We start from the raw sequence: 21,932 nt of genomic DNA on the forward strand, positions 1-21,932 counted from the left end.
CCCGCCATAGACTGGTGCGCTGCCCGCAGAACCCCGTCCGAGAGGCCCCCGCCCACCCATGAGGCTTGTCTTCGCTGGTACCCCCGAGGTCGCCGTTCCCGCTCTGGATGCCCTGATCGGGTCGGGACGGCATGAAGTGGTCGCCGTCGTCACGCGGCCCGACGCCCCTGCCGGGCGGGGGCGCAGGCTCGTCGCCAGTCCCGTGGCCCAGCGGGCCGAGGAGGCCGGCATCGAGGTGCTGAAGCCCGTGAAGCCCAGGGACGAGGCGTTCCTCGCGCGGCTGAGGGAGATCGAGCCCGACTGCTGTCCCGTCGTCGCGTACGGGGCCCTGCTGCCCCGCGTGGCCCTCGACATCCCCGCCCACGGCTGGGTCAACCTGCACTTCTCGCTGCTGCCCGCCTGGCGTGGGGCCGCGCCCGTGCAGCAGTCCATCATGGCCGGCGACGAGATCACCGGGGCCTCCACCTTCCTCATCGAGGAGGGCCTCGACTCCGGGCCCGTCTACGGGACGGTCACCGAGACGATCCGCCCCACCGACACCAGCGGCGACCTGCTGACACGGCTCGCCTTCGCCGGGTCCGGGCTGCTGGCCGCGACCATGGACGGCATTGAGGACGGCACCCTGAAGGCCGTACCGCAGCCCGCCGAAGGCATCACCCTCGCGCCGAAGATCTCCGTCGAGGACGCCCACATCGACTGGTCCGCGCCCGCGCTGCGGGCCGACCGGGTCGTGCGCGGGTGCACTCCCGCGCCCGGTGCCTGGACCGTGTTCCGGGGCGAGCGGCTCAAGCTCATCCAGGTCGCACCCGTGCCCGAGCGCACCGATCTCGCTCCCGGGGTGCTCTCCGTCGGCAAGAACAACGTGTACGTCGGCACCGGGTCGTACGCCGTCGAGCTGCTGTGGGTGCAGGCCCAGGGGAAGAAGCCCATGCGCGCCGCCGACTGGGCACGGGGCGTGCGGATCGCCGACGGCGAGGTTCTCGGGGCCTGACGCCCTCTCTTCCCCGGTCTGACACGACGTACGCTGGAATCCGTACCCCTTTTCCCGTATCCGGAGCACCTTTTTCGTGAGCGAGCAGCCCCGTCGGCCCCACAAGCCCGGCAAGCCCTACCGTCGGCCCCAGAAGGACCCCGTCCGCATGCTCGCCTTCGAGGCGCTGCGGGCCGTGGACGAGCGGGACGCGTACGCCAATCTGGTGCTGCCTCCGTTGCTTCGGGCGGCCCGGGCGAAGGGGGATTTCGACGGGCGGGACGCGGCTCTCGCCACCGAGCTGGTGTACGGGACGCTGCGCCGGCAGGGGACCTACGACGCCGTCATTTCCGCGTGTATCGACCGGCCCCTGCGGGAAGTTGATCCGCCGGTGCTCGACGTACTGAGCCTCGGGGTGCATCAGCTGCTCGGGACGCGCATTCCCACGCACGCCGCCGTGTCCGCCTCCGTCGAGCTGGCCCGGGTCGTCCTGGGCGACGGGCGGGCCAAGTTCGTGAACGCCGTGCTGCGCAAGGTCGCCCAGCACGATCTCGACGGCTGGATCGAGCGGGTCGCGCCGCCCTACGACGAGGATCCCGAGGACCATCTCGCCGTCGTGCACTCGCACCCCCGGTGGGTCGTCTCCGCGCTGTGGGACTCGCTGGGGGGCGGACGCGCCGGCATCGAGGAGCTGCTCGCCGCCGACAACGAGCGGCCCGAGGTCACCTTGGTCGCCCGGCCCGGGCGGTCCACCACCGAGGAGCTGCTCCTGGAGGAGGCCGCGGTGCCGGGGACCTGGTCGCCGTACGCCGTGCGGCTCTCCGAAGGCGGCGAACCCGGTGCCATCGACGCCGTACGGGACGGGCGCGCGGGGGTGCAGGACGAGGGCAGCCAACTCGTCGCCCTCGCCCTGGCCAACGTTCCGATCGACGGGCCCGACAAGGCCTGGCTCGACGGGTGTGCCGGGCCCGGCGGCAAGGCCGCGCTGCTCGCCGCTCTCGCCGCGGAGAGGGGCGCGCTGCTGCTCGCCTCCGAGAAGCTGCCGCACCGGGCCGGGCTGGTCGCGAAGGCACTGAACGGCAATCCGGGTCCGTACCAGGTCGTCGTCGGTGACGGGACCCGGCCGCCGTGGCGGGCCGGCAGCTTCGACCGGGTGCTGATGGACGTGCCGTGCACCGGGCTCGGGGCGCTGCGCAGGCGGCCCGAGGCACGCTGGCGGCGGCGGCCCGAGGACCTGGAGGGCTTCGCGCCCCTGCAACGCGCGCTGCTGACCACCGCGTTGGAGTCGGTGCGCGTCGGCGGTGTCGTCGGCTACGCCACCTGCTCGCCGCACCTCGCCGAGACCAGGGCCGTCGTCGACGACGCGCTCAAGCAGCACCCGCACACCGAACTCGTCGACGCCCGGCCCCTGTTGCCGGGAGTGACCGACCTCGGCGACGGTCCCGACGTACAGCTGTGGCCGCATCTGCACGGGACCGACGCCATGTATCTGGCCCTCATCCGCCGGACCGGGTGACCTCCGGGGTTGGTTCCGGGGGCGTGGCCCCGCCGTCCTCCTTGGCCAGCCGGTGCGGCCACCACACCTTCGGGCCCACGTCCAGGAACAGGGCCGGGACCAGCACCGACCGGACCACGAACGTGTCCAGGACCACGCCCAGGGCCACTGCGAAGCCGATCTCCGCGAACGCCACCATGGGCAGCGTGCCCAGGGCCGCGAACGTGCCGGCCAGGACCAGGCCCGCCGAGGTGATGACCGCGCCCGTCGTCGCCAGGCCCGTCACCACCCCCTTACGGGTGCCCTGGCGGGCCGCCTCCTCGCGGATACGGGTGGTCAGGAAGATGTTGTAGTCGATGCCCAGCGCCACCAGGAACACGAAGACGAAGAGCGGGAAGTCCGTCGACTCGCCCGCGTAGTCGAACAGGTGGCGGAAGGCGAGGGCGCTGATGCCCAGGGCTGCCGCGAACGACAGCACCACCGTGCCGATCAGCAACAGCGGGGCGATCAGGGCCCGGAGCAGGACGCAGAGGATCAGCAGGACGACCGCCAGGACCAGCGGGATGATCAGGATGTTGTCGTGGGTCGTCGCCTCGTCCATGTCCAGCAGGGCCGCCGTACCGCCGCCCACCTGGGCGTCCGCGTCCGGCACCGCGTGCACGGCGTCCCGGACCCGTTCCACGGTCTGCTTCGCGGCCTCGCTGTCCGCGGGGGCGGTCATCGTGGCCTCGAAGAGCACCTGGCCCTCGAAGGCGGGTTTCGTGCCCTCCGGTAGACCGAGGGAGGTCGGGACCACGCCTCGCGTGTCCGCGACCGCCTGGCCGACCTGCTGGGCCTGCGCCTGGTTGCTGATGATGACGAGCGGGTCGCCGCTGCCCGCCGCGAAGTAGCGCGCGGACACCTCCTGGCCGACGATCGAGTCCGGTTTGTCGGTGAAGGCGTCGGCGTTGCTCAGGCCCTCGGCGCGCAGCTGCAGAAGACCGAGGGAGCAGGCCACCAGCGCCGCCGCCGTGATGGCCCAGATCATGCGGGGGCGGGGGACGATGCCCCGGCCCATCCGGGCCCACAGACCGCGTTCGGTCGGGTCGGGCGAGCCGTTGTGCGGGATCACCGGCCAGAAGACCCAGCGGCCGAAGATCACCAGCAGGGCGGGGAAGAGGGTCATCATGGCCAGCAGGGCCACCGCCACCCCGATCGCTGCCACCGGGCCCAGGCCCCTCGTCGAGTTCATCTCGGCGGCCAGCAGCACCAGCATGCTGAGCACGACTGTCGCGCCGGACGCGATGACGGCGGGACCCGCGCGGTGCAGGGCCAGTGCCATCGCCTCGTGGCGGTCCTCGTGCCGGCGCAGCTCCTCCCGGTAACGGGCGACCAGGAGCAGGGCGTAGTCCGTCCCCGCGCCGAACACCAGCACCGTGAGAATGCCGGCGCTCTGACCGTTCACCGTCAGACCCGCGTGCTCGGCCAGGAAGTAGATGAGTGCCTGCGCGGTGAACAGGGCCGCGACCACGCCCAGCAGCGGCACCACCAGCAGGGTGGGGCTGCGATAGGTGAGCAGGAGCATCACGACGACCACGCCCATCGCCGAGAGCAGCAGCGTGGAGTCGATGCCCTCGAACGCCTCGGAGAAGTCCGCCGACGTACCCCCAGGACCCGTGATGTGCACAGACAGCCCCGCCGCTCCGGTACCGGTGGCGGCCCGGACGGAGTCGACGGCGGGGGCGATCCGCTCCCAGCCCTTCTCGTCCATCGTGATGGGGACGAAGATCTGCGCGGCCCGCGGATCGGAGGCACGGTCGTACACCGGCCCCCGGGTCTCCGCGCCCCGGATGCCATGGGCCCGCAGCTTCTCCAGCTGGGACACGTCCTCCGTGATCCGGGCCCGGTCCGCCGCGGTGAGGCCGCTCTCGCGCGCGTAGACGACGATCGCGGGGATCTGCTCCGGCCTGAAGTCCTCGGAGAGATGGAGGACCTGGGTGGATTCCGCCGACCCCGGCAGCCAGGAGGCGGCGTCGTTGTCCTGGGCGTCGGTGAGTTTCTGGGCGAAGGGCGCCGTGAGCAGCAGTACCACCAGCCACAGAGCCAGCACGACCCACTTGGCCCGCCGCCCGCAGACCAGGTGCCCGATTCCCCGGTTGCCCGTCCTGGTCTCCTTCATGGCCACCCCCACAGCCGTGTGCGGGATCTGTCTGCCGTGACCACAGACGACCCGCGGATCGCCCACCACCCTTGCCAGGGCGGACCCGCCCGCGCAACCCCCGGAGGACATGGCAGTCTTGGGGCATGGCCGTGCAGATCAACCCCAGCATCCTGTCCGCAGACTTCGCCCGACTCTCCGAGGAGGCGAAGGCTGTCGAAGGGGCCGACTGGCTTCACGTCGATGTGATGGACAACCATTTCGTACCGAACCTCACGCTCGGCGTGCCGGTCGTAGAATCCCTGGCACGCGCGACGGACACACCGCTGGACTGCCATCTGATGATCGAGGACCCCGATCGGTGGGCGCCGCAGTACGTGGAAGCGGGGGCCGGTTCCGTCACCTTCCATGTCGAGGCCGCCGCCGCTCCGGTACGGCTCGCCCGCGAGATCCGGGCCAAGGGTGCCCGAGCCTCCATGGCCCTCAAGCCCGCCACCCCGATCGAGCCGTACGAGGACCTGCTGCCCGAACTCGACATGCTGCTGATCATGACGGTCGAGCCGGGATTCGGCGGTCAGGCGTTTCTCGACATCATGCTCCCGAAGATTCGGCGCACCCGCGAGTTGATCAGCAAGCACGGTCTTGAGCTGTGGCTCCAGGTCGACGGGGGCGTCGCCGCCTCCACCATCGAGCGCTGCGCCGAGGCCGGCGCGGATGTCTTCGTCGCCGGATCGGCCGTCTACGGGGCCGCGGACCCCGCCGAGGCGGTACGTGCACTGCGCACCCAGGCACAGTCGGCGACCGCCGGAGCCTCCTGGGCGTGCGGCCACTGAGCCAAGGGAACGTGAACGACGTACTTCCGGGCAGATCAAGTACTCCGGATCTGCAAGGATGAACGGCGAGTCCAGAAATGTGAACAGCAGTGATGTGAAGAGCAGTGAGGAGATCGCCGTGTCGGGTATGTCGGCTGGCCGGTCAGCCATGCGGATGGGACCCGCTGAGCTGGTGCAGGCGGCGGCCATGGCCCGCCGCTTCTACCTGGAGGGCAAGTCCAAGATCCAGATCGCCGAGGAGTTCGGCGTCAGCCGCTTCAAGGTGGCCCGGGTCCTGGAGACCGCTCTCGAACGGGATCTGGTGCGGATCGAGATCCGTGTCCCGGCCGAACTGGACGCCGAGCGCTCGGACGCGCTCCGTGCCCGGTACGGCCTCAGACACGCGGTCGTGGTCGAGTCCCCGGCCGAGGCCTCCGAGGAGTCGCCCGATCCCGAGAACCTCGGTGAAGTGGCCGCCGACCTGCTCGGCGAGCTGGTCAACGAAGGTGACGTGCTGGGTCTCGCCTGGGGCCGGTCCACCATCCACATGGCGGCGGCCCTTGACCGGCTGCCGCCCTGCACGGTGGTCCAGCTGACGGGCGTGTACGACGCCGGGACCGCCGAGCGCGGCTCGGTGGAGGCGGTCCGGCGCGCCGCCCAGGTGTCCGGGGGCGACGCGCACCCCATCTACGCCCCGATGCTGCTGCCCGACGCGGCCACCGCCGCCGCGCTGCGCAGCCAGACGGGGATCGCCCGGGCCTTCGAGTACTTCGACAAGGTCACGGTCGCGTGCGTCTCCATCGGCTCCTGGGAGGCCGGTATCTCGACGGTGCACGACATGCTCAGCGACGAGGAACGCGGCCACTACGCGTCCCTCGGGGTTGCCGCCGAGATGTCCGCGCACCTCTTCGACTCCGAGGGCCGCCGGGTCGGCCGTGACCTCGGCGAGCGGTGCATCACGGTCAAGGCGGACCAGCTCCGCCGGGTCCCCGAGGTCGTCGCGATCGCGGGCGGGCAGCGCAAGGCCGGCGCGATCGACGCGGTGCTGCGGTCCGGGCTGGTCACCAGCCTGGTCACGGACACCGCGGCCGCGGACTACCTGATGACGGCGGGTCCGACGCCGAAGCCGGCGCTCAACAGGGCGGATCCGGACGGGATCTGACGGGTGTGAAGGTGCGGGCGATGCCCGGGTCCCCTTCAGGGCCCGGGCATCGCTCTGTTCAGGGGGGATGCGCACGGAACGTACGAACTCATCGGTCGTCCTTTCCGCCCTCCGGGTCCACGTGCGGCAGTATCCGGTCGAGCCAGCCGGGCGTCCACCAGGCGTGAGCGCCCAGCAGCGTCATGACCGCCGGCACCAGCAGCAGCCGTACGACCGTCGCGTCGATGAGCACACTCACCGCGAGCCCCAGGCCGAGCATCTTCACCACCACGTTGTCGCTCACGACGAACGCGGCGAAGACGCTCACCATGATGAGGGCCGCGCAGGTGATCACCCGGGCGGTGATCTCCAGGGCGTGGGCCACGGACGCCCGCGCGTCGCCCGTACGCAGCCAGGCCTCGTGGACGCGGGAGAGCAGGAAGATCTCGTAGTCCATGCTGAGCCCGAAGATGATCGCGAACATCATCATCGGTACGTAGCTCTCGATGGGAACCTTGCCGTTCACCCCCAGCGCGGGCCCGCCCCAGCCCCACTGGAAGACGGCCACGACAACGCCGTACGAGGCCGCGATCGACAGGACGTTGAGCACGGCCGCCTTCAGCGCCACCAGCAGGCCCCGGAAGACGGCCAGGATGATCAGGAAGGCGAGGGCGACGACCACGCCGATGATCAGCGGGAGGCGGCTCGCGACGATGTCACGGAAGTCGACCTGGGCGGCGGTCGTGCCGGTCACATAGCCGTGCGCCGCCGTTCCGGATACGGCCTCGGGCAGGGTGTCGTCGACCAGGCGGTTCGTCAGGTCGGTGGTCGTTTCGCTCTGCGGCGCCGCCTTGGAGTAGACCGTGCCGACCAGGACGTCCCCGTCCTTGGTCGCGGTGAGCGGGGTGGCGGTGGCGGCGCCCGGTACGTCCGTCAGCGCCTTGGACGCCTTCGAGGCGAGGTCGGAGCGCTGGTCGGACGGCACCTTCGTCTGGTCGATGACGATGGTCAGCGGGCCGTTGGAGCCCGGCCCGAACGACTGCGCCATGATGTCGTACGCCCGCCGGTCCGTGAACGACTTCGGATCGGCGCCGTCCCCGATGTGGCCGAGCTGGATGGACAGCACCGGGATCGCCAGCACCAGCACGGTCACGACCCCGCCGGCCAGGAACCACCAGGGGCGCCGCTCGACGCGCTGCGCGTAGCGGTGCCAGGTGCCGTGTCCCTCGGCATCGGCATCGCCGGTCCCGGCCTCGGCGACCGGGTGGCGCACCCGGTAGCGGTCGATACGGCGGCCGATGAGCCCCAGCAGCGCCGGGACCAGGGTGAGGGCGCCCACGACCGCGGAGACCACCGTCACGGCGGCGGCCACGCCCAGTTTGCCGATGAAGGAGACCCCGGAGACGGACAGCCCGGCCAGTGCGACGATCACCGTGCACCCGGAGACCAGGACGGCCCGCCCACTGGTGGCGGTGGCCCGGCCCGCCGCCCGTACCGGATCGTCGCCGTTCATCAGGTTCTGCCGGTGGCGGGTGATCAGGAACAGCGCGTAGTCGATGCCCACGCCGAGGCCGATCATGGTGGCCAGCGTGGGGGAGACCGTGGCGAAGGTGAACGCCGCCGCGAGCAGCCCGAGGGAGGCCAGTCCGCCGATCACGCTGATCAGCGCGGTCAGCAGGGGGATGCCGGCGGCGAGGACGCTGCCGAATCCGACCAGCAGGACGACGATCGCCACGGCGAACCCGATCAGCTCGCTGACCCGGTCGTCGGCGGCGGGCCGGGCCAGCTCGCCCAGCGGTCCGCCGTACTCGACCTGCACTCCGGCCGCCCGCAACGGCTTCACCGAGTCGTCGACGCCGTCGAGGTAGTCGTCGTGGAGGGTGGACGGCTGGACGTCGAAGCGGACGGTGACGTAGCCGGTCTTCGCGTCGCTGGACAGCGGGCCGACGCTCTGATTGCCGGTGGGCTGTGATCCCGGCGGTGGCAGCGGGTTCTGGACGGACAGGACGTGCGGGAGTTTCTGCAGGTCGGCGACCGTCTGGGACATCTGTGTGGACACGTCGGTCAAAGGCTTGGCCGAGTCCCGCAGCACGATCTGGCTGCCGTAGCCGCCGGCTGCCGGATCGTGCTTCTTCAGTACGTCGAGGCCCTGCTGCGACTGGACTCCGGGCAGGGAGAAGTTGTCGGAGTAGTCACCGCCGAAGGAACGCTCGAGGACCTGGAGCGCGGCGAGCGCGACCAGCCAGGCCACGATGACGATCACGAAGTGCCGGGCGCACCACTCGCCAAGCCGACGCAGTCTCCCGCGCGTGTCCTTGCGTCCCCCCGATGCTGGTGCTGGAGTTGCTGTCTGCGATGACATGCGCGGCTCCCGCCGGAGACTGGCCGGTCCTCTTCATTGAACGACTCGCCGATCAACGTGTCCTGTTGGGCGGCTGTCACCCAGGTCCTCGCAGGTTCTCGCCCAGGTTCTCACCCGGGTCCTCGTTGTCATGGGGCGGGAGGTGGGATCTACTACAGCGATGATCACTTCGACTCTCCGCGACTCCTCACGGCGGTACTGAGATGACCGACCACCCGCTCGCCCCGGTGCTCGCGGGCAGCGCGCCCGCCGGTGTCATCTCCTGGCCCGCCGCGCTGCCCGCGGAGCGCGCGCTCGACGCCGCCCGCGAGGCCGGCTGGGAGGCCGTCGACCTCGACCTCGCCGACGTGTCGGACAAGGCCGGGCTGATGACCGCCTGCGCCACCGCGATGCGGTTCCCGGACTGGTTCGGTGCGAACTGGGACGCCCTGGCGGACTGTCTCGTCGACCTGGAGTGGTGGCCCGCGACCCGTGGCCGGCTCCTCCTCGTCCGGAACTGGCAGGCGTACGCGGCGGCCCGGCCCGAGGAGTGGAACACGCTCCAGGAGATCTTCGCCGACGCCGCCGCGCACTGGCGGGAGACGGAGACAGGGCTGGTGGTGGCGATGGTGCTCGCCTGAGGCGGTGGTGGTCCGTCGGAGGATGCCACGAGCGGTCCCGCTGTCCGTCTGGACGATTCGACCAGGCGGTTTCAGGTCACCGGCATGGGACAATGAGGTACGTGCTCTTCCCCCTGGCTGTCCTGTCCGGGGGCCACCTCTGATCGACCGGGATGTGCAGCACGTGCGTTTCCTCAACGACATCCAGCCCCCGTACGACCTGACGTACGACGACGTCTTCATGGTCCCGAGCCGCTCCTCCGTCGGCTCCCGGCAGGCGGTGGACCTCAGCTCCCCGGACGGCACGGGGACGACGATCCCGCTGGTCGTCGCCAACATGACCGCCATCGCGGGCCGCCGTATGGCCGAGACGATCGCGCGCCGCGGCGGGCTCGTCGTCATCCCGCAGGACATCCCGATCGAGGTCGTCGCCGAGGTCGTCTCCTGGGTGAAGAGCCGGCACCTCGTGCTGGACACGCCGATCGTGCTGGCCCCCCACCAGACCGTCGCCGACGCCCTCGCCCTGCTGCCGAAGCGGGCGCACAACGCGGGTGTGGTCGTCGACGCCGAGCAGCGGCCCGTCGGTGTGGTCACCGACACCGACCTGTCCGGTGTGGACCGCTTCACCCAGCTCTCCGAGGTCATGTCGAAGGACCTGCTGCTCCTCGACGCGGACATCGACCCGCGCGAGGCCTTCAACCGCCTCGACACCGCCAACCGCCGGTACGCGCCCGCCGTCGACGCCGACGGCAAGCTGGCCGGCATCCTCACCCGCAAGGGCGCGCTGCGTGCCACCCTCTACACGCCGGCCACGGATGTGAACGGCAGGCTGCGTATCGCCGCGGCCGTCGGCATCAACGGCGATGTGGCCGGCAAGGCCCAGCAGCTGCTCGACGCGGGCGTCGACACGCTTGTCATCGACACCGCGCACGGCCACCAGGAGTCGATGATCGGCGCCGTCAAGCTGGTCCGCGACCTCGACCCGCACGTCCCGATCGCGGCCGGCAACATCGTCGCCGCCGAGGGTGTCAAGGACCTGATCGAGGCGGGCGCCGACATCATCAAGGTCGGCGTCGGACCGGGTGCCATGTGCACCACCCGCATGATGACGGGCGTGGGCCGGCCGCAGTTCTCGGCGGTCCTGGAGTGCGCGGCCGAGGCGAAGAAGTACGGCAAGCACGTGTGGGCGGACGGCGGGGTACGCCACCCCCGCGACGTCGCGATGGCACTGGCCGCCGGTGCGTCCAACGTCATGGTCGGCTCCTGGTTCGCGGGCACGTACGAGTCCCCGGGCGACCTTCAGCAGGACGCCGCCGGGCACCTCTACAAGGAGTCGTTCGGCATGGCGTCGGCGCGTGCGGTGCGCAACCGGACGTCGGAGGAGTCGGCGTACGACCGGGCCCGCAAGGCGCTGTTCGAGGAGGGCATCTCGACCTCCCGGATGTTCCTCGACCCGGACCGCCCGGGCGTCGAGGACCTGATCGACTCGATCATCGCGGGTGTCCGCTCCTCCTGCACCTATGCCGGCGCCAACTCCCTGGAGGAGTTCGCCGAGAAGGCCATCGTCGGCATCCAGAGCGCGGCCGGGTACGCGGAGGGCAAGCCGCTCCACGCGAGCTGGAGCTGACCCGACTCCCTTGCCCACGGCCCCTGTTGTCCACCCCCGTCGGACAACAGAGGCCGTTCGTGGCGGCGCTCTCACGCCGTCGGCCTAGGAGTCGCAGGATCCCGGGTAGTAGCTGTACCCGTCGAGGTAGAGAAGGCTGACGCCGAGTGCCTCCTCATAGCCCACGGCCCATGACGACTGCCAGGGGTCACTCCCGTCCACGTAGAAGGTCATGACGTCCGCCTGGGTGACGACATGCCCGGAGAAGCTGCCGGTCGTGTTCCCCGCCTCGACTTCGCCCGCCGAGGTGAAGACGTACGTCCAGTGACCGTCCGGGGTGTCATTCGCACCGCCGCACCAGACACCCACCACGCTGTCGGGAACGGACCACTCCATCAGGGCCTCGGCTTGCGTGGTTTCCACGATGGTTGCCGGGGTGGTCTCCGGTGATGGGGTGATCACCTCCTCCGTCCAGTCGGGCGGTTCCGGAGGCGCCGGTGAGGAGCAACCACTCGTCGCCACAAGGGTCAGGCCCAGCATCAAGGCGCCGAAGAACCTGGATGCCGAGACCGGCACAGAAGTCGCACGATCCCCCCTACAGATCAGAAACGCCCTGTTCGGCGCGGGTTTCATCTGTTCTGCACGCTACGGAGGAACGGCTGCTGGCACCCCGGTGAAAACCCGGGGGTTCAGCCCCGGGGTGTGCGGCGGGACCCGGCGTCAGCTCTCACCGCCCAGCTTGCCGAACAGCCCCGTCCGTGAGGTGATGCCGAGTTTCGCGTAGGCGTTGGCGAGGTGGTACTCGATCGTCTTGACGCTGAGGACCAGTTCTCGTGCGATGCCACGGTTCGACAGACCCCGCATGGCGAGCCTGGCGACGGTCAGCTCCTGCGCGGTGAGCCCGGCATGACGGGCGCCGGGGCGCGCTGCCGGGCGGCCGCAGCCCGCCAGCTCCCGGGCACACCGTTCGAGATGGGGTGCGGCCTCCAGACGAAGGAAGGTCCGGTGCGCGGCCTGCAGTTCGGCCACCGCTTTCCTGCGTTGGCCGACGCGGCGCAGAAACGTGCCGTAGGAGAGGTGAAGCAGCGCTTCCTCCCAGCACTGCTCTCCCCGCTCGCCCTGCTCTCCCTGCGCGCAGTGGCGCAACCCCGCCCGGAACGCCTTCTCTGCCGCCTCCTGGTCGCCGTACGCCTCCTCCAGGAGGCCCCGGCAACGAGCTGCGGACGCCTGTTCCAGCCAACGACGCCGCTCGGCCGCCCGGATCTCGTACGGGACGAGCACGTCGAGAGCCTCGTCCAGGCGCCCCAGGCGGGTCAGGGATTCGGCCAGAACGGGCCGCCAGGCGACGATCCCGACCTCGTCGAGGCCACTGCGATGAACGATGTCCGGACTCAGGAACGGAGTCAGCTCGGCGACCGCGCGCTCGTCGTCTCCGCGGCCGCTGTGCACGAGGGCGAGTGCCGTCGCGGCGAAGGCGGCGTCATTGACGTCACCGAGAACCTGGGCGTGCCGCATCGCTGTCCTGGCGTGTGCTTCGGCGGCTTCGAAGTCGCCCCGGCCGGCCAGGGGGAACGCCGTACAGGCGTGGACGACCGCCAGGATGGATATCTGGTCGGTGTCCTCGGCCAGCGAGACGGCCTGAGTGCCGTGCGCGACGGCCTCGTCCCACAGCCCTGCCCGGTATTCGGCGTCGGTGAGGAAGCCCAGCGCCACGAGAGCCGCGTACGGCAGCCCGCCGCGCCGGTGCGAGGAGAACGTCTGCTCCAGATCCCGGCGGGCCTCGCACAGCTGTCCGTTCCACAGCTGGAGCATGCCCCGAGCGAGCAGACCGTCCAGCTGCTCCGGGGTGGTACGAGGCCCCGAGAGCGGGAGATGGGCGAGGGACCGCATGCCTTCGTCGTAGTTGCCGGAGATCGCCAGCCCGATGGCCAGGGAGTCACGCAGGAAGGACGACCGCTTCGCCGGTGGGAGATCGAGCCCGCGACGCGCCCAGCTGACAATGCTCGGCGCGTCGCCCTGGATCAGGCACAGCCAGGCCAACTGCTCGGCGGCCTTGCGCAGGGTTTCGGCTCCCGTGGTCGCGTCGCCGCTCTCCCAGCAGGCGGCGAGCCTTCGGCGCGCTTCGTCCAGCCGCCCCGTGGTGAGGGCGAGATGGCCCAGGACGTACTGCTGTTCGGCGTCGGGCGGCATGTCATGGATCGTCGGCTCGAGTTCGGCGGCCTGACTGACATCACCGGCGAGCAGACGGTACTCGACGGCCTGGATCAGACAGCGCTCGCGCAGGCCGGAACGCGTGGACAGCCGGGCGGCGGTCGTCGACGCCGCCGCGGCCGCCGCCCAGGCGCCTGTCTCCGCCTGCCGTGCCGCGAGACGCACGAGTTCCCCGGCGAGGTCCCCGTCCGGCGCGACGGCGGCGTGCACCCGGTGCTGGAGCGCGGCGTACTGATCGTCCGAGCGGGCGGCCGCCAGATGGTGCAGACGGGAGCGCTCGGCCGGATCCAGCCCCCGGTACACGGCTGCCCGCAACAACGGATGCGGGAAGGCGACCCTGAGCATGGCACCGGCCGGATCCTCTTCCAGCAGTTCGTGTCTCATCGCCTCCGCCAGCGCGCCCAGCGAGTCCGGCACGGCGCCCACCTCGGCGGCCTGGTGCAGGGGACTCGACATCCCGAGGACACTGGCGGCTTCGACCAGGTCGCGCGCCGGAGCGCCGCACCGCGCCAGCTGCGCCGTGACCAGCCGCTCGTATCTGCGAGGGGCGGGCAGGACGGCGCTGCCGTCGAGGACGTCCGCGGGAAACTGCTGCAGGAGGGCCTTCGTGTGCAACGGGTTTCCGTGCGTGTGCTCCCGCAGTCGGGCGACCGCCCGGCGGGGAAGGGCCGACGAACCCAGGGCCGCATGGAGCGCGACGATGTCCGGGAGGCCGAGGCCCTCCAGCGTCAGCTGGAGCGTGGCCTCGTCGTGGAGGATGCGGTGCAGCCCCTGCGGGAGCCGGGGATCGTTCACGTCACGCGTCACCAGCAGCGCCAGGACCCGGTCTTGGCGCAGCCGCCGCAGCACGAAGGTGAGTGCGTGCAGCGAGGGTGTGTCCGCCCAGTGGACGTCGTCGATCAGCAGGACGACCGGCGCTCGCCCCTGGTGACCCAGGGCGTCGAGCAACAGGGCGCCGACAGCGATCGGGTCCTGTGCGGCGGGACTGTGCGGTGTGCCGAGGGCCGGCTCCCGCAACGCCTCGGCCGCAGCGGGCAGTTGCGGCACCAGCTGGGCGACGAGTCCGTACGCGAGTTCTGTCTCGAGTTCGTCGCCGCCGGCCTTCACGACTCGGCAGTCCGCGGCGGAACCGGACAGGAAGCGCCGTGCCAGTGAGGTCTTGCCGATCCCGGGGGGACCGTCGACGAGGACGACCTGGGGCGCGCCTCCGGCCGCCGCGTCCAGCCGGTTTCTCAGCTTCCTCAGTTCTTCCGCTCTGCCCATGAACAACGACTCGGGTGTCTGCCGCGGCAAATTCCTGCTCCTCCCCGGCCGAGGCCGAGGACCCGTCAGGCTCGGGCCTCCGACGTCCAGCCGTACGTCCAGCCGTATCCGTACGCCAACACGCGCAGCGGTCGGCAGGGGGTTCTCCGACCCTGGTGTCTTCACTCGACCGAGTGGCTCCGGCGCACGTTCCGTCGCGGACACGGCCGTGGTCGGGCTCGTGGTCTACTTCCTTTACGGCGACCGCCGCGCCCGATTCGAAGCGCCCGCACCATGTGAAAAGTGATGAACCCGCTGTGCTGAACGATCTCGATGAACGCATCGTGCACGCCCTCGCCGAGGACGCCCGCCGCTCCTACGCGGACATCGGGCAACTGGTCGGCCTGTCGGCGCCCGCCGTGAAACGGCGCGTGGACCGGTTGCGGGCGGTCGGGGCGATCACCGGGTTCACCGTGCGGGTGGATCCGGCGGCGCTGGGGTGGGAGACCGAGGGGTTCGTCGAGATCTACTGTCGGCGGAACACGTCGCCGGAGACGATTCAGCGGGGGCTGGAGCGGTATCAGGAGGTGGTGGCCGCGTCCACCGTGACGGGGGAGGCGGATGCGGTGGTGCAGGTGTTCGCCTCTGATATGCGGCACTTCGAGCGGGTGTTGGAGCGGATCGCGGGGGAGCCGTTTGTGGAGCGGACGAAGTCCGTGTTGGTGCTGTCGCCGTTGCTGCGGCGGTTTTCTTCCGGGTCGCCTACGTAGGTGTGGCTGCGGATTCGTTCGCGGGTGCGGGTCCGCTGTGGCTTGTCGCGCCCCGCTGCGGAGCCGCAGATATACACAGCCCCGCGCCCCTATCGGGCGCTTTTCGCCGGCGTTCCTCAGCAAGCCACCCTTACTCCGCTGTTTTCCTCGCCAGGGCGTTGTTGCCGATGGAGTTGAAGACGCTGAAGCTCACCGCGTCGCCGCGGTAGCGGTCGTCGGACCATTCGACCGGGCGGCCCTCCCTCGTCGTGGTGACCCGGCGGACCCGTAGGAGGGGGCTGGTGCGGCGGACGTCGAGGAGTTCGGCGTCCTGGGCGCCTGCTGCCACCGCGTCGATGACGTGTTCGCCGTATGCGAAGACCAGGCCCATGTCCTCGAAGAGGCGTTGGGTGACCGAGGGGCAGTCCGGTTCGATGGGTTCGACGGACGGGGCGATCCAGTCGGCGTAGACCGTGCGTTCCAGGAGGACCGGTTCGCCGTCCAGGCCTCGTACGCGCAGGACGTGCAACACCGGGGTCTTCTCGCGGAGTTGGAGGCGCATCGCGTCCTCTGCCGTGGCGGGGCGGTACTCCTGGTGGACCACCCGGCCCGTCGCCTCGCGGCCCATCGCGCGGGCCCACTGGGCGAAGCTGCGCAGTTCCTCGAAGGTCTGGCTGCGGCGGCTGGCCAGGACCACCCGGCGGGCGCCCTGGCGGGAGCCGATCAGGCCCTCGGCGGTCAGGGCCGCCACCGCCTGGCGGACCGTGCCGCGGGCCACGCCGTAGTGGGTGGCGAGTTCCGTCTCCGGGGGCAGGCGGCTGCCGACCGTGTACTGCTCGCGGTCGATCGCCCGGCGCAGCTCGTCGGCGATCTCTTCGTGGCGTGCCTTCATGCTCCCCCTCCGGGTCCGTCTCTGTGCACAGCGTGACCAGCCTAATCGACATCCACAATCCGTTGACGCCTGATGTGAATGTGCAGGAAATCAGGGGTCAGCGTTTCGCCAGTGTTTACGAGCGCGATACCAGCGGAAGTCGTACTGAGGCCAACTTGTTCAGACAAGTTCTCCGCACTACCAAGTTCTCCGCACCACCTCACCCCTCGTGCGCACCCCTGGAGAGACCGTGACCGTGTCCCTGCCGAGAACAGCCGTCCGCGGCGGCGCCCTCGCCGTCGTCGCCGCACTCGCCCTGAGCGCCTGTGGCGCGGCCCCCGACGACACGTCGACCACCGCGGGCGGCAGGAGTGCCGCCACCGCGACCTCCGCGGCCGACTTCGGCGGCATGGCCCAACTGGTCGCCGCCGCCAAGAAGGAGGGCACGCTGCACGCCATCGCGCTGCCCCGGGACTGGGCCAACTACGGCGCTCTGATCGACGGTTTCCAGAAGAAGTACGGCATCAAGATCGAGGTCGAGAACCCCGACGGGTCGAGCCAGGACGAGATCAACGCCGTCACCTCCCGCAAGGGGCAGGACCGGACTCCCGACGTTCTCGACCTGGGCAGTTCGTTTGCTCTGAGCGCTGCCCAGCAGGGGCTGCTCGCGCCCTACAAGGTCGCTTCCTTCGCTGACATTCCCGAGGGGCAGAAGGACCCTGAGGGGCGGTGGTTCAACGACTACGGCGGCTACATATCCATCGGGTGCGACGCCAAGCGGGTCAAGACCTGCCCCACCTCCTTCGCCGACCTGCTGAAGCCCCAGTACAAGGGCCAGGTCGCCCTCAACGGCAACCCCACCAAGTCCGGTTCGGCCTTCGGCGGCGTGTGGGCGGCCTCCCTCGCCAGTGGCGGTTCCTTCGACGACATCCAGCCCGGCCTCGACTTCTTCGCCAAGCTGAAGAAGAACGGCAACTACACGCCCGTCGAGTCGAGTCCGGCCACCGTCGAGAAGGGCGAGACGCCGATCAGCATCGACTGGGACTACCTCAACGCCGGGTACGCCGACGAGTTCACGTCCAAGGGCGTCGACTGGACGGTGGCCGTGCCCAGCGACGGCGAGTTCTCCCAGTTCTACTCCCAGGCCATCAACAAGGACGCCCCGCACCCGGCCGCCGCCCGGCTGTGGCAGGAGTACCTGTACAGCGCCGAGGGACAGAACCTCTGGCTCAAGGGATACGCCCGGCCGGCCCTGATGACCGCCATGGAGAAGGCCGGCACGCTCGACAAGACCGCCGCCGCCAAGCTGCCCGAGGTCTCCGGTACGCCCTCCTTCCCGACCGAGGCCCAGCAGAGCAAGGCCAAGACCGTGCTGGCCGAGGGCTGGGGCAAGGCCGTCTCCGGATGACCGCCACCCTCACCCGGGTCGACGTGACGCCCGCCGCTTCCGTGAAGCGGCGGCGCCGCGCCCCCGGCTGGCTCGCCGTACTGCCGCTGCTCGCCTTCGTCGCGGTCGCCTTCGGGGTTCCCGCGCTGGCCATGCTGAACGGCGCCTTCACCGTCAAGGACCAGGCCACCGGCGCCACTTCGTACACCACGGCCAACCTTGCCGACTCCCTCCAGGGCGCGTATCTCACCGCCCTGATCGGCAGCGTCAAGCTGTCCGCCGTGTCGGCGCTCCTCGCGACCGTCCTCGGACTGCTGCTCGCCCAGGCCGTGGTGAGCTCCCGGTTCCGGGCGCTGCGCGAGGCTGTGCTCACCGCGTCCGGGGTCCTCGCCAACTTCGGCGGGGTTCCGCTGGCCTTCGCCTTCGTCGCCACGCTCGGCAACTCCGGTGTGCTGACAAGGGAGTTCGGGCTGGCGGACAAGGGCTGGAGCCTCTACAGCTTCTGGGGACTGGTGATCGTCTACCTGTACTTCCTCATCCCGCTGATGGTTCTGACGATCACGCCCGCGCTCGACGGCCTGCGTTCCCAGTGGCGCGAGGCCGCGCAGAACAACGGCGCGACCGCTTTCCAGTACTGGCAGCACGTCGCCCTGCCCGTGCTGCTGCCCTCGCTGCTCGGCGGGTTCGTGCTGCTCTTCGGCAGCGCCTTCGCCGCGTACGCCACCGCCGCGGCCATGGTGGGCAGTTCGGTCCCGCTGGTCACCCTCCAGATCGCCGACGCCATCTCCGGCAACGTGCTCGTCGGCCAGGAGAACGTGGCGCTCGCCCTCAGCCTCGACATGGTCCTGATCGCCGGCCTGGTCATGGCCGTGTACCTGCCCCTGCAACGGAGGAGCGCGCGATGGCTCGCCTGAACCTGTGGCGCTGGGTCGTCCTGGCCGGCGCCGCGGTCTACTTCCTCGTCCCGCTCGCCGCATCGGTGATCTTCACCGTGGATGTGCCGGGCGAGGGCGTCACCTTCGACGCGTACGGCGAGATCGTCGGCGCCGACGGCTTCCTGCCCGGCCTGGTGCTCTCCCTGGAACTGGCCGCCGCCACCATCGCCGTGGTCCTGCTGCTGATGGTGCCCGCGATGGTCGCCCTGCGGCTCGGCGCACCCCGGCTGCGGCCGATCGTCGAGGTGATCTGCTCGCTGCCACTGGTCGTCCCGCCGATCGCGTTCGTCGCCGGGATCTCCACCGTCCTCAAGTGGGGCCCCGAACACCTTTCCCGTACGCCCCTGTTCCAGACCTTCGTCGCCATGCAGAACCCCGACTTCCCCGTCGTCCTCGTCCTCGCGTACGTCGTGATGGCGCTGCCCTTCGTCCACCGGGCACTGGACGCCGGGCTGCGCGCGATCGACGTCCGCACACTGGTCGAGGCCGCCCGCAGCTGCGGTGCGAGCCCGGTGCAGGCACTGGTGACGGCCGTGCTGCCCAACCTGCGCGGGGCGCTGCTCAACGCCTCCTTCCTGACCCTGGCGCTGGTGCTCGGCGAGTTCACGGTCGCCCAGTTGCTCGGCTTCCAGCCGTTCGCCGTGTGGATCTACAGCGTCGGTGGCTCGCAGGCCCAGCTGTCCGTCGCCGTCTCCGTGCTCAGCCTGCTCGTCACCTGGGCCCTCCTCCTCGCGCTCGCCGGGCTCGGCGGGCGTTCCCGAACCGCCGCCGCCAAGGGATGAACCACATGACGCTCGACAAGGCCGCCACCGTCGAATTCCGGGGCCTGCGCCGGGAGTTCGGCCCGACCGTCGCCCTCGACGGACTCGATCTGGACGTCCGGCCGGGGGAGCTGCTCGCGTTGCTCGGGCCGTCCGGCTGCGGCAAGACCACCGCGCTGCGCATGCTCGCCGGGTTCGAACACCCCGACTCCGGCGAGGTGTTGGTCGACGGGGAGGATGTCACCCAGGTCCCGGCCCACCGCCGGGACGCCGGGATGGTCTTCCAGTCGTACAGCCTCTTCCCGCACCTCAGCGCCCTCGACAACGTGGCCTTCGGGATGCGGATGCGCAAGGTGCGTACGTCCGAACGGCGGGTCCGGGCAGCCGAGTTGCTCGACCTCGTGGGCCTCGCCGACAAGGGCGCCAGCTTTCCGCACCAGCTCTCCGGCGGCCAGCAGCAGCGCGTCGCGCTCGCCCGTGCGCTCGCCCTGCGCCCGCGCGTGCTGCTTCTCGACGAACCGCTGTCGGCGCTCGACGCCAAGGTGCGGCTGAACCTGCGCGAGGAGATACGCCGCCTGCAACAGGAACTCGGCATCACCACCCTGTTCGTGACGCACGATCAGGAGGAGGCACTGTCCATGGCCGACCGGGTCGCCGTGATGCGGTCCGGGCGACTCGAACAGTGCGCCGCTCCCGCCGAGTTGTACGCCCGGCCCACCACCGCCTTCGTCGCCGAGTTCGTCGGCACGATGAGCCGGATCCCGGGACGCCTCTCCGGCGGCTCGGTCGAGGTGCTCGGGCAGCGGCTCCCGGTCGACGGCGAGGCGCCGGACGCCGTCGAGGTCGATGTGCTGGTCCGGCCCGAGGCGGTTCGGGTCGCCGCCGACGCGGCGGGCGAAGCGCGGGTCGTGGCCACGGCGTTCCTCGGCGCGGTCACCCGGATCACCGTACGGCTCGTGGACGGCACCGAGGCGAAGGCCGACCTGCCCGCGCACGAGGCCGCCACGCTCGGCGCCGGAGCCGCCGTACACGTGTCGCTGCCGGAGCGGCCGGTGCTGGTGGCCGAGCGCGCGAACCGCCCGTGAATCCGGGAGCCCGTGGATCCGTGAGTTTGCGGGCTCGTGAGTTTGTGAGAGAGAGAAACGTGTCCCCCCACATCCCCCGACGTCCACCAACCCACGGCGGCACCCCCCACCTGCCCCGACTCCCGCTCCAGGCCGTGCTGTTCGACATGGACGGCACGCTCGTCGACACCGAGTGGCTGTGGTGGGAGGCGGTGGAACAGGTCGCCGGCAGAACCCTGACCGAGGCGGACCAGCCGGAGGTGCTCGGCCGGCCCGTCGAGCACACGGCCGGCTGGCTGGCCGCCGCGACGGGCGCGGAGGCCGGACATCTCGCCGCCGAACTGCACCGGGAGTTCGCGGCCCGCGTCCGCACCGGCATCGTGCCCCGCCCCGGCGCGCTCGAACTGCTCGACGCGCTCGCCCAAGCCGGCACTCCCACCGCCCTGGTGACCGCCTCCCCCCGGGCCGTCGCCGACACCGTGCTCCAAGCGCTGGGCGCCGGCCGCTTCGCGGTCTCCGTGACCGCCGACGACACCGAGCACACCAAGCCCGCCCCCGACCCGTACCTCGCCGCCTGCCGCGCCCTCGGCGTCGACCCGGCCGCCTGTGTGGCCGTCGAGGACACCGAGACCGGCGTCAGCTCGGCCGAGGCGGCGGGCTGCGCCGTTCTCGCCGTGCCGTCGCTCGCGCCGATCGAGGCGGCGCCCGGCCGCACGGTACTGACCAGCCTGGCCGGGGTCACGGTCGAGCAGCTGAGCGCCATGGTCACCCCGGAACTCCGGGTGCTGAGCTGGAACCTCTGGCTCGGCGGCACGAAGGTCGACGACCACCGGGAGAAGCAGCTCAAGGTGATCGCCGAGACGGGCGCCGACGTGGTCGGCCTCCAGGAGACGGACGGCACCTCCGCCCAGGAACTGGCCGAGGCACTGGGGTGGCACCACCACCGGGCCGGCCCGAACCTCGGCGTCATCAGCCGGTACCCGATCACCGCCCGGCTCGGTGACCCGGACGTCGGCTTCTACGGGGCGACCGGGGTACGGATCCGGCTGGACGGCGGGCCGGAGGTGGACGTCTGGAGTGCGCATCTCGACTGCGCGCCGTACGGGCCCTACGAGGCTCGCTTCGACGGGCTCGGGGCGGATGAGCTGATCGCCCACGAGAACGGGCGGCTCGGACAGATGCGGGAGATCCTGCGGCGGATCGCCGAGTCCGTCGTCGACGACTCCACGCCCGTCGTGCTCGTCGGGGATTTCAATACGCCCTCGCATCTGGACTGGCCGGGCGTGGAGTGGCCGGTGACGAAGGCGGCGGCGGAGGCGGGGCTGCGGGACTCGTACCGGGAGGTGCACCCGGATCCGGTCCGGGACCCCGGTCATACCTGGTCGCCGGTTCATGTCGAGCACGAGGACGGCAGCGGGCGGGCGGAGCCGCAGGACCGGATCGACTTCGTGCTGCACAACGGGCGGGGGTTGCGAGTGCGGGATTCCCGGGTGGTGGTGAGCGGGGCGGTGCGGGTGTGGCCCGAGGTGGCCGACAACGTCTGGCCCTCGGACCATGCGGCGGTCCTGACGACGTTCGGGCTGAGCTAGG

The 21,932-nt window shown here is 70.8% G+C and carries 17 protein-coding genes; 12 read left to right on the plus strand and 5 right to left on the minus strand.

The features are described from left to right. Positions 1 to 58 precede the first annotated feature (58 nt). Entirely contained in the window at positions 59 to 991 is a 933-nt protein-coding gene (fmt, locus tag ACH4TV_RS19525; protein WP_398399591.1) for a methionyl-tRNA formyltransferase, read from the plus strand. 76 nt (positions 992 to 1,067) lie between these two features. Next, positions 1,068 to 2,486, plus strand: coding sequence for an RsmB/NOP family class I SAM-dependent RNA methyltransferase (locus ACH4TV_RS19530; protein ID WP_398399593.1), 1,419 nt, complete (start codon positions 1,068 to 1,070; stop codon positions 2,484 to 2,486). On the opposite strand, the gene ACH4TV_RS19535 is transcribed toward ACH4TV_RS19530, so the two are convergent. Next, complete coding sequence (locus tag ACH4TV_RS19535) at positions 2,467 to 4,623, minus strand: MMPL family transporter (RefSeq protein WP_398399595.1); 2,157 nt, start codon at positions 4,621 to 4,623, stop codon at positions 2,467 to 2,469. The two genes, ACH4TV_RS19530 and ACH4TV_RS19535, sit on opposite strands and share 20 nt — an antisense overlap. 125 nt (positions 4,624 to 4,748) lie before the next feature. On the opposite strand from ACH4TV_RS19535, the gene rpe reads away from it, so the two are divergent. Both rpe and ACH4TV_RS19545 read left to right on the plus strand, forming a co-directional pair. Next, positions 4,749 to 5,435 (plus strand): ribulose-phosphate 3-epimerase, encoded by a 687-nt coding sequence (gene rpe / locus ACH4TV_RS19540; RefSeq protein ID WP_398399597.1) that lies wholly within the window; start codon positions 4,749 to 4,751, stop codon positions 5,433 to 5,435. Positions 5,436 to 5,529: 94 nt separating this feature from the next. Then, the gene (locus ACH4TV_RS19545; protein WP_398399782.1) at positions 5,530 to 6,576 is read left to right on the plus strand and encodes a sugar-binding transcriptional regulator; all 1,047 of its coding nucleotides are present in this window, start codon (positions 5,530 to 5,532) and stop codon (positions 6,574 to 6,576) included. Between the two features lie 88 nt (positions 6,577 to 6,664). Here the strand turns inward: ACH4TV_RS19545 and ACH4TV_RS19550 are convergent, their stop codons facing one another. Further along, positions 6,665 to 8,917, minus strand: a complete 2,253-nt coding sequence (locus ACH4TV_RS19550; RefSeq protein WP_398399599.1) for an MMPL family transporter — start codon at positions 8,915 to 8,917, stop codon at positions 6,665 to 6,667. 203 nt (positions 8,918 to 9,120) lie between these two features. On the opposite strand from ACH4TV_RS19550, the gene ACH4TV_RS19555 reads away from it, so the two are divergent. Continuing rightward, positions 9,121 to 9,537, plus strand: coding sequence for a barstar family protein (locus ACH4TV_RS19555; protein ID WP_398399601.1), 417 nt, complete (start codon positions 9,121 to 9,123; stop codon positions 9,535 to 9,537). A 163-nt stretch (positions 9,538 to 9,700) separates the two neighbouring features. Beyond that, positions 9,701 to 11,143, plus strand: a complete 1,443-nt coding sequence (locus tag ACH4TV_RS19560; RefSeq protein ID WP_398399784.1) for a GuaB1 family IMP dehydrogenase-related protein — start codon at positions 9,701 to 9,703, stop codon at positions 11,141 to 11,143. Positions 11,144 to 11,227: 84 nt separating this feature from the next. On the opposite strand, the gene ACH4TV_RS19565 is transcribed toward ACH4TV_RS19560, so the two are convergent. Together ACH4TV_RS19565 and ACH4TV_RS19570 are read right to left on the minus strand one after the other, a co-directional pair. Continuing rightward, positions 11,228 to 11,545 (minus strand): hypothetical protein, encoded by a 318-nt coding sequence (locus ACH4TV_RS19565; protein WP_398399603.1) that lies wholly within the window; start codon positions 11,543 to 11,545, stop codon positions 11,228 to 11,230. 297 nt (positions 11,546 to 11,842) lie between these two features. Further along, complete coding sequence (locus ACH4TV_RS19570) at positions 11,843 to 14,626, minus strand: helix-turn-helix transcriptional regulator (protein ID WP_398399604.1); 2,784 nt, start codon at positions 14,624 to 14,626, stop codon at positions 11,843 to 11,845. A 266-nt stretch (positions 14,627 to 14,892) separates the two neighbouring features. Here ACH4TV_RS19570 and ACH4TV_RS19575 point away from each other — a divergent pair, with 266 nt between their 5' ends. After that, entirely contained in the window at positions 14,893 to 15,345 is a 453-nt protein-coding gene (locus tag ACH4TV_RS19575; protein WP_398399605.1) for an Lrp/AsnC family transcriptional regulator, read from the plus strand. A gap of 130 nt (positions 15,346 to 15,475) precedes the next feature. On the opposite strand, the gene ACH4TV_RS19580 is transcribed toward ACH4TV_RS19575, so the two are convergent. Beyond that, on the minus strand, positions 15,476 to 16,216 hold the full coding sequence (locus ACH4TV_RS19580) for a GntR family transcriptional regulator (protein WP_398399607.1): 741 nt from the start codon (positions 16,214 to 16,216) through the stop codon (positions 15,476 to 15,478). Between the two features lie 229 nt (positions 16,217 to 16,445). On the opposite strand from ACH4TV_RS19580, the gene ACH4TV_RS19585 reads away from it, so the two are divergent. The 5 genes from ACH4TV_RS19585 to ACH4TV_RS19605 all read left to right on the plus strand — a co-directional run bounded on the left by ACH4TV_RS19585 (position 16,446) and on the right by ACH4TV_RS19605 (position 21,931). Further along, complete coding sequence (locus ACH4TV_RS19585; protein WP_398399609.1) at positions 16,446 to 17,603, plus strand: ABC transporter substrate-binding protein; 1,158 nt, start codon at positions 16,446 to 16,448, stop codon at positions 17,601 to 17,603. Further along, positions 17,600 to 18,496 (plus strand): ABC transporter permease, encoded by an 897-nt coding sequence (locus ACH4TV_RS19590; RefSeq protein WP_398399611.1) that lies wholly within the window; start codon positions 17,600 to 17,602, stop codon positions 18,494 to 18,496. The genes ACH4TV_RS19585 and ACH4TV_RS19590 overlap by 4 nt, the downstream gene beginning before the upstream one ends. Next, positions 18,484 to 19,299, plus strand: a complete 816-nt coding sequence (locus ACH4TV_RS19595; RefSeq protein ID WP_398399613.1) for an ABC transporter permease — start codon at positions 18,484 to 18,486, stop codon at positions 19,297 to 19,299. The genes ACH4TV_RS19590 and ACH4TV_RS19595 overlap by 13 nt, the downstream gene beginning before the upstream one ends. Positions 19,300 to 19,304: 5 nt before the next feature. Continuing rightward, positions 19,305 to 20,363, plus strand: coding sequence for an ABC transporter ATP-binding protein (locus ACH4TV_RS19600; RefSeq protein WP_398399615.1), 1,059 nt, complete (start codon positions 19,305 to 19,307; stop codon positions 20,361 to 20,363). Between the two features lie 110 nt (positions 20,364 to 20,473). Continuing rightward, positions 20,474 to 21,931, plus strand: a complete 1,458-nt coding sequence (locus ACH4TV_RS19605) for an HAD-IA family hydrolase (RefSeq protein WP_398399786.1) — start codon at positions 20,474 to 20,476, stop codon at positions 21,929 to 21,931. Position 21,932 lies beyond the last annotated feature (1 nt).

Origin of the sequence: Streptomyces sp. NPDC020898 (genome assembly GCF_044333925.1) — a bacterium.
Taxonomy (GTDB): Bacteria; Actinomycetota; Actinomycetes; order Streptomycetales; family Streptomycetaceae; genus Streptomyces.

What these genes read in the sequence shown, in the direction of transcription:
- fmt (WP_398399591.1), top strand. Translation starts at nt 59, where the DNA reads ATGAGGCTTGTCTTCGCTGGTACCCCCGAGGTCGCCGTTCCCGCTCTG.
- ACH4TV_RS19535 (WP_398399595.1), bottom strand. Translation starts at nt 4,623, where the DNA reads ATGAAGGAGACCAGGACGGGCAACCGGGGAATCGGGCACCTGGTCTGC.
- rpe (WP_398399597.1), top strand. Translation starts at nt 4,749, where the DNA reads ATGGCCGTGCAGATCAACCCCAGCATCCTGTCCGCAGACTTCGCCCGA.
- ACH4TV_RS19550 (WP_398399599.1), bottom strand. Translation starts at nt 8,917, where the DNA reads ATGTCATCGCAGACAGCAACTCCAGCACCAGCATCGGGGGGACGCAAG.
- ACH4TV_RS19555 (WP_398399601.1), top strand. Translation starts at nt 9,121, where the DNA reads ATGACCGACCACCCGCTCGCCCCGGTGCTCGCGGGCAGCGCGCCCGCC.
- ACH4TV_RS19580 (WP_398399607.1), bottom strand. Translation starts at nt 16,216, where the DNA reads ATGAAGGCACGCCACGAAGAGATCGCCGACGAGCTGCGCCGGGCGATC.
- ACH4TV_RS19590 (WP_398399611.1), top strand. Translation starts at nt 17,600, where the DNA reads ATGACCGCCACCCTCACCCGGGTCGACGTGACGCCCGCCGCTTCCGTG.
- ACH4TV_RS19595 (WP_398399613.1), top strand. Translation starts at nt 18,484, where the DNA reads ATGGCTCGCCTGAACCTGTGGCGCTGGGTCGTCCTGGCCGGCGCCGCG.
- ACH4TV_RS19600 (WP_398399615.1), top strand. Translation starts at nt 19,305, where the DNA reads ATGACGCTCGACAAGGCCGCCACCGTCGAATTCCGGGGCCTGCGCCGG.